17 protein-coding genes and 1 riboswitch are annotated in these 14,936 nt (G+C 33.6%); all 17 genes read left to right on the forward strand.

The genetic code is table 11. The annotated features are described in order from the left end of the window. Positions 1-116: 116 nt before the first annotated feature. The 17 genes from RR554_RS00225 to RR554_RS00305 all read left to right on the forward strand — a co-directional run bounded on the left by RR554_RS00225 (position 117) and on the right by RR554_RS00305 (position 14,936). Entirely contained in the window at positions 117-575 is a 459-nt protein-coding gene (locus RR554_RS00225; RefSeq protein ID WP_332462193.1) for a GNAT family N-acetyltransferase, read from the forward strand. A gap of 120 nt (positions 576-695) precedes the next feature. Beyond that, a riboswitch (cobalamin riboswitch) is annotated at positions 696-869 on the forward strand. Between the two features lie 140 nt (positions 870-1,009). Next, a complete protein-coding gene (locus RR554_RS00230) occupies positions 1,010-1,525 on the forward strand; it encodes an ECF transporter S component (protein WP_332462192.1) in 516 nt (171 codons plus the stop codon). Between the two features lies 1 nt (position 1,526). After that, entirely contained in the window at positions 1,527-2,597 is a 1,071-nt protein-coding gene (cobD, locus tag RR554_RS00235) for a threonine-phosphate decarboxylase CobD (RefSeq protein ID WP_332462191.1), read from the forward strand. Then, the gene (locus RR554_RS00240) at positions 2,590-3,471 is read left to right on the forward strand and encodes a GHMP family kinase ATP-binding protein (protein WP_332467188.1); all 882 of its coding nucleotides are present in this window, start codon (positions 2,590-2,592) and stop codon (positions 3,469-3,471) included. The genes cobD and RR554_RS00240 overlap by 8 nt, the downstream gene beginning before the upstream one ends. Positions 3,472-3,476: 5 nt before the next feature. Then, entirely contained in the window at positions 3,477-4,850 is a 1,374-nt protein-coding gene (locus tag RR554_RS00245; RefSeq protein ID WP_332467189.1) for a cobyrinate a,c-diamide synthase, read from the forward strand. Further along, the gene (gene cbiB, locus RR554_RS00250) at positions 4,847-5,803 is read left to right on the forward strand and encodes an adenosylcobinamide-phosphate synthase CbiB (protein WP_332467190.1); all 957 of its coding nucleotides are present in this window, start codon (positions 4,847-4,849) and stop codon (positions 5,801-5,803) included. The genes RR554_RS00245 and cbiB overlap by 4 nt, the downstream gene beginning before the upstream one ends. Positions 5,804-5,832: 29 nt before the next feature. After that, a complete protein-coding gene (locus RR554_RS00255) occupies positions 5,833-6,477 on the forward strand; it encodes a cobalt-precorrin-8 methylmutase (protein WP_332462240.1) in 645 nt (214 codons plus the stop codon). A 2-nt stretch (positions 6,478-6,479) separates the two neighbouring features. After that, the gene (gene cbiD / locus RR554_RS00260) at positions 6,480-7,604 is read left to right on the forward strand and encodes a cobalt-precorrin-5B (C(1))-methyltransferase CbiD (RefSeq protein WP_332467191.1); all 1,125 of its coding nucleotides are present in this window, start codon (positions 6,480-6,482) and stop codon (positions 7,602-7,604) included. Continuing rightward, complete coding sequence (locus tag RR554_RS00265; RefSeq protein ID WP_332467192.1) at positions 7,601-8,209, forward strand: cobalt-precorrin-7 (C(5))-methyltransferase; 609 nt, start codon at positions 7,601-7,603, stop codon at positions 8,207-8,209. The genes cbiD and RR554_RS00265 overlap by 4 nt, the downstream gene beginning before the upstream one ends. Then, positions 8,199-8,756, forward strand: a complete 558-nt coding sequence (locus tag RR554_RS00270) for a decarboxylating cobalt-precorrin-6B (C(15))-methyltransferase (RefSeq protein ID WP_332467193.1) — start codon at positions 8,199-8,201, stop codon at positions 8,754-8,756. Before RR554_RS00265 ends, RR554_RS00270 begins: the two co-directional genes overlap by 11 nt. After that, on the forward strand, positions 8,757-9,515 hold the full coding sequence (locus tag RR554_RS00275; RefSeq protein ID WP_332462184.1) for a cobalt-precorrin-4 methyltransferase: 759 nt from the start codon (positions 8,757-8,759) through the stop codon (positions 9,513-9,515). Further along, entirely contained in the window at positions 9,515-10,555 is a 1,041-nt protein-coding gene (locus RR554_RS00280; protein WP_332467194.1) for a cobalt-precorrin 5A hydrolase, read from the forward strand. The genes RR554_RS00275 and RR554_RS00280 overlap by 1 nt, the downstream gene beginning before the upstream one ends. Before the next feature lie 4 nt (positions 10,556-10,559). Beyond that, positions 10,560-11,285 carry a precorrin-3B C(17)-methyltransferase gene (cobJ, locus tag RR554_RS00285; RefSeq protein ID WP_332462239.1) on the forward strand — a complete coding sequence of 242 codons (726 nt, stop codon included), beginning with the start codon at positions 10,560-10,562 and terminating at the stop codon, positions 11,283-11,285. Next, complete coding sequence (cobK, locus tag RR554_RS00290; RefSeq protein WP_332462182.1) at positions 11,282-12,031, forward strand: precorrin-6A reductase; 750 nt, start codon at positions 11,282-11,284, stop codon at positions 12,029-12,031. The genes cobJ and cobK overlap by 4 nt, the downstream gene beginning before the upstream one ends. Then, a complete protein-coding gene (cobA, locus tag RR554_RS00295; RefSeq protein WP_332462181.1) occupies positions 12,028-13,455 on the forward strand; it encodes a uroporphyrinogen-III C-methyltransferase in 1,428 nt (475 codons plus the stop codon). The genes cobK and cobA overlap by 4 nt, the downstream gene beginning before the upstream one ends. Beyond that, complete coding sequence (locus RR554_RS00300; protein ID WP_332462180.1) at positions 13,455-14,231, forward strand: sirohydrochlorin cobaltochelatase; 777 nt, start codon at positions 13,455-13,457, stop codon at positions 14,229-14,231. Before cobA ends, RR554_RS00300 begins: the two co-directional genes overlap by 1 nt. Continuing rightward, a complete protein-coding gene (locus tag RR554_RS00305) occupies positions 14,232-14,936 on the forward strand; it encodes a cobalt-factor II C(20)-methyltransferase (protein ID WP_332462179.1) in 705 nt (234 codons plus the stop codon). It begins immediately after the preceding gene.

The following is a 14,936-nucleotide window of genomic DNA, read 5'->3' on the forward strand; positions in this document are numbered from 1 at the left end:
GTATTTTCTAAATATTTAGGTAAAAAAGTAGATCGTCCAGATTATCCACAATTTGTAACACCAATCGGTATAGCAATTGCGAGTAAGCAATAATCGAGTATAAAGGTGAGGGTCAAATGATTTCAGAAGTGAAAAAATTACCAATTACTTACTTAGATGAGTGTCTTGCTGTTTTTAAGGGTGATGATTTTAATGATAGATACAACGGTCAAGTTTTAGACTGGGTGAAAACAGGAATCAGGAAAAATGAGCTTTGGGGAGCTATTACTGATACTGGTGAAGTGGCTGCGATTATGTGGATTGAGGAAAGTGGTTTCTTTCATGAATACCCTTATCTAGCATTGATTGGTGTGAAAAAAAATTATCAAGGTCAAGGTCTAGGTACATTTCTTTTGAAGATTTATGAAGCAATTGGTCGAACTTTAAATAAAAATAAAATTACCCTTATGGTTGGTGATTTCAATACGAGAGCAAAAAGCTTATATGAAAGTATGGGGTATAATGCAATCGGCAAAGTTGAATCAGCTTATATGCCAACAATTGGTGAATTTATTATGATTAAAAAATTAGATTAGAGTTGAAAGTTATTAATCTTTTCAAGTGAAAGAGCAAACTTTCACAAAGTTCACATTTATTATTGTAATGAGAGAGAATTTGTTATAGTATTAAGCTTGTAGCAAACAGACTCAATCACAATTTAATAGATTAATTTTAGCATTGGGGAATGAGGTGAAAATCCTCTACAGACCCATTCTACTGTAATGCTGACAATCTTTTTGATTTAACCACTAACAATTTATTGTTTGGGAAGGTAAAAAGTATTGGACGAGGCTAAGTCAGGATATCCAAGCTGAAATAAAAAAATAATTCTATCGGGAAATTGTTTTTTTAGTATCAGCTAGTTTAACAATAAGCATCTATTCTTGCTGATTTAATAATACTAAAACACAAAACATCCTTTTGATTGAAAGATGATTTGTGTTTTTTTTATTTTTAAAGGAGGAGAAAAATGACAAAGAAAACAAGAACGATAACTATTGTGGCATTAATGATTGCCTTAAGCATTTTAGGAGGAAGTATAAAGTTACTTGGTTCAATTGCGCTCGATTCATTTCCAGCATTTTTATCAACTATTATTTTAGGACCAACTCTAGGGATGATCGTTGCTTTTTTTGGGCACATGTTTTCAGCTATGCTTGCAGGATTTCCAAGTACATTACCGATTCATTTGATCATTGCTACACTAATGATGCTATGCATGTTTGTATACGGTTTCATTAGAAAAAAATGGGCACATAGACCAATACTATCTAAAGTAGTTTCAATCATTGTTGCATATTTAATTAATGTCCCACTTGATTTAGCTATTCTCTACCCGATTTTAGGAGACGTTATTTTTATTTTATTTATTCCATTGACTATTGCAACGTTAACAAATCTGTTATTAACGGAAGTAGTTTATGCTTGTTTACCTTCAAAAATCAAAAATTTTACTACTATTCAAAAAGATGTTAAGGGGAATTAAAATGATAGGACTTCACGGAGGAAACATTAAAGAAATATCAGAAATGTATGAAGTGTCTGACACAGAAATTATTGATTTCAGTGCGAACATAAACCCGTTGGGACTGTCTAAAAAATTACTAGAGAGCTTTCATACGGGAATTGATCAAATATTACATTATCCTGATTTAAGATATAAAGAATTAAAAACGGAAATAGCTAATTATCATCATTTAAAAGAGAATACTATTTTTCTAGGAAATGGTGCAGCAGAAGTTATCTACTCTTTAGCAGATGTATTGTCAGTAAAAAAACTACTATTACTTGCTCCTACTTTTTCTGAATACGAAGATGCATTTGCTCATAATAATACAAGTTTTTTCTATTTCAAAACAATTGATAATAATTTCAAAGTTGATATCACTGAGTTAATGAAGGCAATAGAAGTAGAAACTGTGGATGCTATTTGCCTGTGTAATCCTAATAATCCAACAGGAACATTAATTGAGAAGGCTGATATGATTAAATTAGTGGACTATTGCAAGGTAAATAAGATTAAGTTGATTGTTGACGAGGCCTTTATGGATTTTGTTTCAGAAGAGCAGTCTTTGAGTTCTGAATTGAAAAACTATTCTGAGTTGTTTATCCTTCGCTCGTTAACTAAAATTTTTGCTATACCGGGATTAAGATTAGGCTACTTACTAACTGACAATAAAGAGGTGCTGGAAAAGTTAGAAAAAAGAGCAGTTCCATGGAGAATAAATTGTTTTGCTGACTTAGCTGGCCGAGAATCTTTGAAGGATAGAGAGTACTTAATAAAAACACTTCTTTTTGTTAACCAAGAAAGAGGATTCTTAGAAAAAGGCTTATCGGAGTTTAAAGAGATTCAATTTGTTAAAAGTACAACTAATTTTATCTTTTTCGAATTTAAACAAAACGTTAATCTACAAAAAGAATTATTAAAAAGAAATATCTTAATTAGAGATTGTTCCAATTATAAAGGATTAAATGGTAATTATTACCGAGTAGCTGTTAGAACCCGTGAGGAAAATCAGCAACTGTTAGAGGCATTTGAGGAGTATTTTCATGGATAAGATTGTTGTTAGTTGCCCTGGAAGTTGTGGAGAGTTAATACAAGGCTACATTGATAATGAACTTAAATTAGTCAGTTGTGGTATTGAATCGTACTCTTATGCAACTATAAAAAGGGAGACACTGACTAATCAGCAGGCAGGAGATAAAGCAAAAGATGCCTTAAACTTAACGGAAAAATACCTAGGTATAACAGAGGAAAATCAGCTAGAGCTAGATTTAGATATTAGATCGAACTTACCAGTTGCAAAAGGCATGGCGAGTAGTACAGCAGATATTGCAGCTGCAAGTTTAGCTACAAGTTTAGCTTATAAGAAGCCTTTGCAATTTAAGGATATTGCTAAAATTTGTACGCAAATTGAATCAACTGATAGTGTAATGTTTGATTCAATGACTTTATTTGCTTCTAAGTCCGGTGATTTTGTAGAAGAAACAAATTGGCGGCCAGAATTTTATGTGTTAGTTTTGGAACCTGAAACGCTCATAAAAACAGCAGCTTTTCATACACAAAAAAATGACAAGTTATTTAAGCAACAAGCTAAATCTTTTAGTAGAGTTCACGCGCTTTATTTAACAGCAGTGAAGGAAAAAAGTTTAGATAAATTAGGTGAGGCAGCAACCAAGAGTGCTATTTTAAATCAAGTGATCTTACCTAAACCATTTTTTAAAGAAGTGGTTAGCATACAATCGAACTATCAATCAGTATTGGGGATAAATGTCGCCCATAGTGGTACAGTGATTGGTATTTTACTAAGAGATTTAACGGAAAAAAATCAAATAATTAACGAGTTAGAAAAAGAAAAAATAACAGCAATTTATAATAATATAAATGTTTATCGGTCTTGTTTTGAGGGACTAAAAGAACAGAAAGGATAGTTAAAATGAAGAAAATTTTAATTGGAGCAGCTTCTAGCGGTTCAGGTAAAACAACATTTACTTTAGGTCTTTTAGAAATACTAAGACGGAAAAATTTAGATGTTCAACCTTTTAAAGTGGGTCCTGATTATGTGGATACAAGGTATCATAGTAGGATAACCAAAAATCCCTCACGAAATTTAGATAATTTTTTAGTTCGCAAAAATGAGACTCTCAACTATCTGTTTGAACATGCTGCCTATCAGTCCGATGTAGCTGTTATCGAAGGTGTTATGGGGTTATTTGATGGATTTGGTATTGATAAAGATTGCTGTTCAAGTTCAGCTGTGGCTAAAGAATTAAACTGCCCTGTTATTTTAGTAGTCAACGGAAAATCAGCATCAACCTCAATTGCAGCTGTGGTAAAAGGCTTTGAAGAATTTGATGAGAACCTAAATATTATGGGAGTTGTTATTAACAACATAGCCTCAGAAAATCATTATTTTCTAGTTAAAGGAGCCATTGAAAAATATACAAAAACAAAAGTGTATGGGTATATAGCTAAAAATCCAGCTTTTGCTTTACCGTCACGACAACTTGGATTGGTTCCAGAAAACGAAATTGATGACGTGTTAGAAATAATAGGTTTAATTGCTGATAGTATTGAAAAAACAGTGGATATTGATCAGTTGCTTTACGATATGGAAGAAGTGGAAATTAAGAAACCAAAACATCCATTTAATTTAGCTAAACAATTCAAAAAAATAACATTAGGCATTGCACATGATCCTGCTTTTCATTTTTATTACCCAGATAATTTGGAGTTATTAGAAGATAGTGGTGTTGAAATTGTTTATTTCAGTCCAATGAAAGATGAAAAATTACCTGAGGCAGATGCTTATTACTTTGGTGGAGGATATCCTGAAGAGTTTGCCAAAGAGTTGTCTGAAAATGAAAGTATGAGAAAGTCTGTTTATAAAGCTTTTGAAGAGAATAAAATTATTTTAGCAGAGTGTGGTGGGCTAATGTATTTGGGAACTTCCCTTCAGATAGAAGATAGTTACTATCCAATGGTTGGTATTTTTGAAGGTCAAAGTCAAATGACTTCAAGATTGAAACGCTTTGGTTATTGCTACGGTATTCTCAATGAAGATACGTTACTAGGTGAAAAAGGAGACAAAATTTATGGTCACGAATTTCATCATTCAATTTTTGAAACCAATGAATCTACCGTCATGACAATGGAGAAAAATAGAGATGGAGAAATAGTATCAAGCTGGGAAGGTGGATATCAAAAAAAACGTGTCTTTGCCAGTTACCTACATCTTCACTTCTTCCAAAGTGAAACCTTTGTTACTCAATTACTAACACAAATGACTACTAATGGTGATGTCGAATGACAGTTTTATTAATCGCTATTGCTTTTGTTTTAGACTTGATATTAGGAGATCCATATCACTGGCCTCATCCAATTAAAGTGATAGGTAACTATATTAGTTTTTTTAAGAAAAATATGTTAACTAATAAATTATCTACTAAACAGAAATATTTAATGGGTGGTGTGCTATGGATAAGCACTGTATTCTTAGCTTCTGGAGTAACATGGTTACTATTAAAAGTTGCTTATAGCTTTAATATTTATTTAGGTCATTTAGTGTTCATCTATTTATCATATACAACTTTGGCAACTAAAAGCTTGGCAAAAGAAGGAAAAAAAATAGCAGACACTCTTAAAAATGGAACGATTGAAGATGCTAGAAAGCAAGTAGCTATGATTGTTGGTCGTGATACAAGCCAGCTAACAGAAGAAGAAATTGCCAAAGCAACGATTGAAACAATAGCAGAAAATACGTCAGATGGAGTAATTGCTCCTATGCTTTGTTTATTCATTGGAGGTCCAGTATTAGCAATGGCATATAAAGCCATTAATACCTTAGATTCAATGGTGGGTTATTTAACGCCTGAATATAGAGAAATTGGTTATGTATCAGCAAAAATGGATGATTTATGGAATCTTATCCCTGCAAGAATTAGTTTTTTACTTTTAGGATTGAGTAGTATTTTACTTAACATGAATCCGAAAGAAACATTTGTTGTAGGTTGGCGTGACCGTAAAAACCATAAAAGTCCAAATGGTGGGTATTTAGAAGCTCCAGCTTCAGGTGCATTGGGAATCCAACTGGGAGGAAGCCATGTTTATCATGGGGTTGAGATTTACAAACCAACAATTGGTGAATCGTTAAAAGAAGTAGATCGTTTTGATATTTTAAAAATGAATTTACTTTTATACTGTTCAGCAAGTATTGGTATGGTCTTGTTTTCAGTTATTTCATATATTATTAAAGGCTTTTAAAATTTTGAAAAAGGAAAGTGATACGTATGATGAATTACATGAAAGATCCAAAAGGAATTGAAGTAGAAAGCTTTGTTATTATCCAAGATACAATTGATGAAATCAATCCAGATTATCAATTTAACAATAAAATGGAAGAAATGATTATTAAAAGAGCGATTCATACTAGTGCTGATTTTGATTATTTAGAAAATCTACAATTCACTCATAACGTAATTGAAGAAATGAAAGAGTTTTTCCAAAAAGGTGGAGGAACAATTTATACGGATACAACCATGGCTTTAAGTGGTATTAATAAACGAGTATTGGATAAAATTGGCATTTCATATAAATGTTTTATTTCAGATCCAGAAATAGTAAAAATTGCGAAAGAAAAACAAATAACTCGTTCAATGGCAGCTATTGAACATGCGGCAACTTTAGAAGGAGATAAAATATTTGTTATTGGGAATGCGCCAACAGCAATTTATAAAATATTAGAAATGGTTCATGCAAAAGAATTAAATGTTAAAGCCGTAGTTGGCGCTCCTGTTGGCTTTGTTGGAGCAGCCGAATCAAAAGAAGAATTATTTGAAAGCGAGATACCAGCAATCGTTGCCCGAGGAAGAAAAGGTGGTAGTAACGTTGCAGCTGCAATTATTAATGCCATTATTTATCAATTGGATGTGGAATAAAAATGGAAGAGTTTGTATATGTTAACGGCAAAAAAATGAGAAAAGGTTATACGACAGGTTCTTGTGCCACTGCTGCATCAGTAGCGGCTGCTCATTTATTGTTAACAGAAGAGGAGTGCGAGGAAGTTTGTGTTGTGTCTCCTGTTGATAGAGAAATTAGAATACCAATCGAAACTATTGAGCGAGTGGATGCTAAAACGGCAATAGTAGCTGTTAAAAAAGACGGCGGAGATGATGCTGATGCTACGCATGGTATGTTGATCTATTCAAAAGTAACACTTAGAGAGGACAACTGCATCACCATAGAAGGTGGCGAAGGGGTAGGACGAGTGACACAAGAAGGTCTGCTTGTTGATGTGGGCAAACCAGCTATTAATCCCAAACCAAGAAAAATGATTGAAGATAATGTTAGAAAAATCATTGGTGAGACTAATGGAGCCGATGTTATTATTTTTGCTCCAGAAGGTTATGAAGTAGCTAAACAAACAATGAATCGTAATTTGGGAATTATCGGAGGCATCTCAATTTTAGGAACAACAGGAATTGTGACTCCTATGTCGGAAGATAGTTGGAAAGCAGCAATTTCCATTGAGCTTGAGATGAAAAAGAAACAAGGGTTTAAAAAAATTATTTTAAGTCCTGGAAATTACGGAGAAGACTTCGCATTAAATAAAATGTCATTGAATCAAGATTATATTGTTTCAATGAGTAATTTTGTAGGTTACGTCTTAAAAGAAGTTCAAAGAATTGGTTTTGAAGAAGTTCTTATGATAGGGCATTTGGGTAAGCTGGTTAAAGTATCAGCAGGTATCTTTTCAACACATAGTAAAGATGCAGATGCACGTGCTGAAATTTTAGTTGCAAATTTAGCCTTAATGGGAATGCCTGTTGCTGATTTAGAGCGAGTTTCGAAGTGTAATACAACAGAAGCTGCAGGTGATATTATTTCTGAGACGGGATATGAAGCCGTTTACCAAGTGATTGCAGATAAAATTAAATTTCGAAGTGAAAAACTTTTAAAATATCGAGAACCAAAAGTAAAAGCTGAAGTAGTACTATTCTCTTCAAAAACAGGACTCCTTGCGTCAACGAAACCGATTAAAGAATTGATGGAGGAATGGCGATGATTACTGTAACAGGGATTGGACCAGGAGAGACAACGTTACTTTTAGGTCGAGTGCTTGAAAAGGTTAAACAAGCAGATATTGTTATTGGAAGTAATCGTCAGTTAGAGATTATCCCTGAAAGTTTTAAAGGTGAAAAAAAGATTTTACCTAAAAAATTACAAGAATTAGAACTCTTCTTAAACAATAACAAAGAAAAAAATGTGGTTGTTCTGGCTTCTGGTGAGCCTCTATTGTATGGAATTGGCAACTGGATGTTGATTAAATTTGATTCAAATGAAGTTGAGATTGTACCAGGTATTAGTTCGATGCATTATATGTTTAGTCAATTAAAACTTTCAATGAATGATACTTACTTTACAAGTAGTCACGGAAAAGAGCCTAATTTTGATTTACTTCTTTCATTGCCGAAAGTTGCGATGGTAACTGATAGCAAAATTGGACCATATCAATTAGCTGGTGAAATAAAAAAACGTGGTCTAAAAAGAAAAATATTTGTTGGTGAAAACTTAAGTTATCCTGATGAACAAATTAGAGAATTTAACGAAACGACTGTTCCAAATGAAGAATTTAATATGAATGTGGTGGTGTTAATCGATGAAGGATAGCTTATTTGTAAGATCTAAAGTCCCAATGACCAAAGAAGAGATTAGAACGATTAGTTTGGCTAAATTAAATTTGAAACATGCTAAACGTTTTCTAGATATTGGTGCCGGAACAGGAAGTATTTCAATTGAAGCGTGTGTTGAATATCCAGAACTTAAGGTAACAGCAATTGAAACAAAAGACGAAGCTGTTGATTTAATCTTGGAAAACAAGAAACACTTTGGTGTGGAAAATTTAGAAGTAGTAAAAGGTAAGGCTCCAATTGATATGGATGATATTTTTGATAGTATCTTTGTCGGAGGTAGTGGAGGAAATTTAGAAGATATTTTAAGTTGGAGTTTTAATCATCTGATACCAGGTGGTTCTTTGGTCTTAAACTTTATCTTAATTGAAAATGCAACAGTGGCGTTTAAATGGTTTGAAGATCATAATATCGCTTATGATACTGTACAGGTTCAAGTGGGGAATGGGACAAAACTTGGAGTAGGGCATTATTTTAAACCGCTTAATCCAGTTATTATTATAGAAGCAAAGAAAGAGGGAAATTAAATGGTAGAAGTACATTTTGTAGGCGCAGGTCCAGGAGCAACAGATTTAATTACATTGAAAGGATATCGTTTATTACAAGAAGCAGGAATGGTTATTTATGCAGGCTCATTAGTTAACCCAGAATTATTAACTTATTGTAATGACGAATGCGAAATTTTAGATAGTGCTTCTATGACATTGACTGAAATTATCGACGCAATGGAGCGTGGGATTAAATCAGGCAAGGAAGTTGTTCGCTTACAAACAGGAGATTTTTCAATTTACGGCTCAATCAGAGAGCAAATTGAAGAAATGAATAAAAGAGATTTACCATTTACTTGTACACCAGGAGTTAGTTCATTCCTTGGAGCAGCATCAAGTTTAGGTGCAGAATACACAGTACCTGAAGTTTCTCAAAGCGTTATTATTACTCGTATGGCAGGAAGAACACCAGTACCAGATAGAGAAAGTATTCGTTCATACGCACAACATAGAACATCAATGGTTATCTTCCTTTCAGTTCAATCGGTAGATAAAGTTGTTGAAGAACTTGTTGCGGGAGGATACCCAGCAACAACACCAGCAGCTGTTGTGTATAAAGCAACATGGCCAGAAGAGAAAAAAGTTGTTGGTACATTGGAAAACATTGCAGATAAAGTAAATGAAGCTGATATCACTAAAACAGCATTGATTATGGTAGGAGACTTCTTAGGCGAAGAATTTTATTACTCTAAATTATATGATGCTCAGTTCCAACATGAATTCCGTGATGCAGAATAATGATTAAAAAAGTGGCTATTTTAACTTTGACTAAAGGCAGTTACGACTTAGGAAAAGAGCTAAAAAGAAAGTTAGTAGATTATGAAGTTTCTTTGTATGGACTAGAAAAAAATGTTGAATTTATTGAAGAAAACTATTTGAATCAGCAATTTAAAGAAGGCTTTGCTGCTATCTTTTCAGAATATGATGCAATGATTTGTGTTATGGCAACAGGAATTGTTGTTAGACATCTAGCGTCGTTAGTTCAAGATAAAAGACATGATCCTGCTGTGGTTGTGATGGATGAAAAAGGAAAATTTGCGATTAGTTTATTATCAGGCCACATTGGTGGTGGCAATGAGTTAACCAATGACATTGCAAATACAATAGGTGCACAACCGGTTATTACAACGGCAACCGACGTTCAAAATGTGACAGCAATTGATTTGATGGCTAAATCATTGAACGGTTGGTATCAAGACTTTAAAAAAACAACGAAACATGTTAATTACTTATTAGCTACACATAAAAAAGTTGCTCTATTCGACGAAGAAAACAGAGTGACTGATTTAAGAGGGTTGGAGTTAATAAATACTTTAGAAACAAAAGAGGTAACTAACTTTGAAGCAGTGATTGTCGTTTCAACGAAGCAACGATTAGATCTAGCATCTAACTGCTTCCAAGTAGTTCCTAAAGAGTTTGTTTTGGGTATGGGAGCTAAAAGAGATACTCCTTACAACGTTATAAAAGAAGAATTTTCAATCTTTTGTGACCTTCATAATATCCATCCTCAAAGTATCAAACAAATAGTAAGCATTGACTTAAAAAAAGATGAACAAGGGATTATCGCCTTTTCTAATGAATTGGCCGTACCTTTTGACACTTATACAAAAGAAGAATTAGAACCGTCTTCACTAAAATATCCTCAATCAGATTTTGTGAAATCAGTTGTTGGTATTGGAAATGTGGCGTTATCTTCTGCAGATTATGCAACAAATGGCAAAGTCTTAACAGAAAGATATGGACATAACGGTGTGACGTTCGCATTAGGAAAGGGATGAAATGATGTTATACGTAGTAGGCTTAGGACCAGGTGGACATGAACAATTATCATTTGAAGCAAAAGAGGCAATTTTAAACTCGGAAGTCATTGTAGGTTATGTCACATATATGAAATTAGTGAAAGATTTAGTAAAAGGTAAAGAACTTGTTCATAATGGCATGCGTCAAGAAGTTGAGAGATGTCAAAAAGCAATTGATATTGCTGTTGAAGGAAAAGATGTGGCGGTTATCTCAAGTGGGGATGCAGGCGTTTATGGAATGGCTGGTTTGATTTTAGAATTAATGCATAAACAAAACATAGATATTCCAGTAAGAGTGATTCCAGGAATTACTGCAAGTATTGGTGGAGCTGCACGATTAGGTGCCCCGTTAATGAATGATTTCTGCCATATTAGTTTAAGTGATTTAATGACACCTTGGGAAATGATTGAAAAAAGATTACATGCAGCTTCTAGTGCTGATTTTGTTATTTGTCTTTACAATCCAAGAAGTAAAGGAAGACCTCATCATTTAAAAACAGCATTAGATATTATGAAACAATATAAAAGTGAAGATACAGTAGTTGGGATAGCAAAAGATGTTGGACGTCCTAAAGAGGAAATGATAGTAACAACTATCAAAGAATTAGATGAAGAACTGGTTGATATGACAACTGTTGTTATTGTTGGTAACAAAGAAACTTATGTGTCAAATGGTAGAATGTTGACACCTAGAGGTTATACTTTATGATTTTAGTTTTAGGTGGCACATCTGATAGTTTGAATATCGCGTCAACGCTTGAAAAAAAGGGTTATGATATTTGTTTTTCTGTTGTGTCAGATTACGGAGAGCAATTAGCGAAAGTTAAAGTATCAAAAGTTACAAAAGGACGTATGGATCAAGAACAAATGGCTCAATTTGTTCTTGATCATCAGGTCAATCTTATTTTAGATGCTACACATCCTTTTGCTTCTATTGTTTCAAAAACTGCAATTAAAGCAGCAGAACAAAGTAAGGTACCTTATATTCGTTATGAAAGACCGCGAGTTGATATGGATCATGCAGTGAAGGTCAGTAGTAATGCAGACGCGTGTCAATGGGTAAAAGAAAATGTTTCAGGGACTGTCTACCTAACTACTGGAAGTAAAACATTAAAATTTTTTAGAGATGAACTATCTCTAGACAATTTGGTCGCACGTGTATTACCGACAGCTGAGGTTTTAGTTGAGACTGAGAAATTAGGCTTTCAAGCGCATCAAATAGAAGGCATTAGAGGACCTTTTTCTGTTGAGATGAACAAAGCGTTGATTACTAAAAATAATGCTCAAGTTATGATTACAAAAGAAAGTGGCATCGCTGGTGGTATTTTAGAAAAAATTGAGGCATGTCATGAGTTAGGAATTCCTTGTGTTGTTATTACTCGTGAGGAAATCAGCTATCCAAAATTATTTAATGAAACAACTGAACTTTATAAATGCTTGGAGGAGTTAATGTGAAAGGTCAAATTACTTTAATTGGCGCAGGTCCAGGTGAACCTGAGCTACTTTCGGTCAAAGCTGTAAGAAAGCTGCAACAAGCAGATGCTGTTTTTTATGATCGCTTAATTAATCAAGATTTACTAAATTATTGCTCTGAAAAGTGTGAATTAATTGATGTTGGTAAAAAACCAAAACATCATAAAGTGCCTCAATCTGAAATTGAAAACTTAATCATTGCTAAAGCAAAAGAAGGAAAACGAGTCGTTCGTTTAAAAAGTGGAGATCCTTATGTTTTTGGTCGTGGTGGTGAAGAAGGAAAAAGAATTATCGAAAATGATTTGATTTTTGAAGTGATTCCTGGAATTACTTCAGCTATTGGTGGGCTTGCCTATGCGGGTATTCCAATAACACATCGAGATTTTGCTTCTAGTTTTCACGTTATTACTGGTCATTTGAAGTCAGAAAATAATCAGTTAGATTGGGAAGTACTAGCTAAAACTGAAGGTACTTTGGTCTTTTTAATGGGAATGTCTGAGTTAGAGACAATTACAACCGAATTGATGGCACACAACAAATCAAAAGAAACCCCGGTTGCTATTGTTCGATGGGCGACTCGCAAAGAGCAAAAGACAGTAACAGGTACTTTGGAGACAATCTGTGAAGTTGCTGAAAAAGCACAAATGACCTCTCCAAGTTTAATTGTAATGGGAGATGTTGTAACACAAAGAGACTATTTAAACTTTTATGAAACGCGTCCATTATTTGGAAAACGTGTGGTTATTCCTCATACAGAAAAGAAAAATATGTATCATCATTTAATTGATGCTGGGGCATCGGTGTTGGAATTATCGAAATTAACCAAAAAAGAAAATGAAACAAGATTGTCTCTAGAAGGAATCAATAAATTAGTTTTCTTGGATTCAGATAGTGTGACATATTTTATATCTAAGTTAATGGAGAATGGTCAAGATATTCGTCAATTGGAACATGTGGATTTTGTCACAATAGGACATCATACAGAATTGGCTGTCAAAAAATTAGGAATCCTTCCTAAAGAACGTTTTGATCTTCTTTCTGATTATAAAGAACTTAATACGCAGATAGAGACAACACTTTATATTGGAGAACAGAGTTATATTCGACAACTAATAAAAGAAAATAAGGCAATTAAAATATGGTCACCGTTCTCTTTTGAAAATAAACCATTTGAAGAATCACAACTTGAAGAAGCTGATTATTTCTTCCTACCAAGTTCTAAAGCAGCTTACTATTTCTTGAATAATCTATCTGACACTCAAAAAGAACTGCTTAAAATGAAAAAAATTATTGTGATGGGTGCCATTACGGCAAAAGTATTTGAAGCAGAAAGTATTTCTGTTATTCAATCTGAGCAACCGACATTTAACAGTGTCTTAACTAAACTAATTGAGGAGGAAATGTAATGAAAAAAGCATTAATCGTGGTGAGTTTTGGAACAAGCTACCCGGAAACACGAAAAAAAACTATTGAAGCTGTTGAAAACAGAATGATAGAAAGATTTCCAGAGTGTGATGTATTCCGCGCTTTTACATCAAACGTGGTAATTAAAAAAATTAAAGAACAAGAAGGCGTAAAAATTCCAACGGTAAATCAATTAATGTTGGAACTAAAAGAAAAAGGTTACAAGGAAGTTTTTGTGCAACCTTTACATGTGATTAATGGAAGTGAATACTCAAAAGCACTTCATCAAGCAAAACATTTTAAAAATGATTTTGATGTTATTGAAGTTGGTCGTCCTTTGATGACAGAATTTGAAGATTATGAAGAAATCGTTGAATGGTTACGAGACTTGGCACAACCTTTAGCAGAAAAAGAAGCAGTTGTTTTAATGGGACATGGAACGCAACATTCAGCATTTACAGCGTATGCTTGTTTAGATCACATGTTATCAAAAGATCCAGTTTTCATTTGTGCAGTTGAAAGCTATCCAGGTGTTGAAACAGTAGTGGAGAGATTAAAAGAGGCAAATATTGAAAAAGTTTATCTGCACCCATTTATGTTAGTGGCTGGAGACCATGCAACAAATGATATGGCTTCAGATGAAGAAGATTCTTGGAAATCTCAATTAACAAATGCAGGATTTGAAGTTGAACCAATTCTTAAAGGAATGGGTGAATACCCTAAAATTCAAAATATGTTTCTAGAACATGCTAAAAAAGTAGTTGAAGGGGAAGAATAGATGGCTAAATTTTACGGAATTGGAACAGGTCCAGGAGACTCAGATTTATTAACTGTTAAAGGACAAAAAACATTAGAAATGATTGATTGCCTTTATACACCAGAGCCAAAGAGAAAAAGTAAAAGTTTGGCCTTGTCAATTGTTGCACCGTTTCTTCCTGAATCATTAGAAATTAAGCAACGTCATTTTCCGATGGTTAACAATTTATCTGAAAAAGAAAATGCTTGGAATGATATTGCAAAAGAAATTTTAGAAGATGTTCAATCTGGCAAAAATGTAGGTTTTATTACATTAGGTGACCCAATGGTATATAGCACTTATAGCTACTTACTTGAGAGATTATCAGATCACATTGAAACGGAAACAATCCCTGGAATATCTTCATTTTGTAGTATGTCTAATGCCCTACAAATTCCACTTGTTATGGATGAGGAAACTTATTCAGTTGTTCCAGCTACAGCAAGTGAAGATGTTATAAACACAGCTTTAGAAACTTTTTCTACGGTCATCATTATGAAAGTATCGATTGAACTTCCAAAAATCAAAAAATTGCTAGAAGAAAAAGGCTTACTTGCTTCTTCAGTTTTAATTAGTAACGCATCAATGGAAGATGAAACGGTTATGATGGGATTAGAAAACCTTGATGAAACTGAGCGAATTTCATATTTTTCAACAATCATTGTCTATAAAACAAGAAAAATATAA

Origin of the sequence: Vagococcus sp. (assembly GCF_036639995.1) — a bacterium.
GTDB lineage: Bacteria > Bacillota > Bacilli > Lactobacillales > Vagococcaceae > Vagococcus.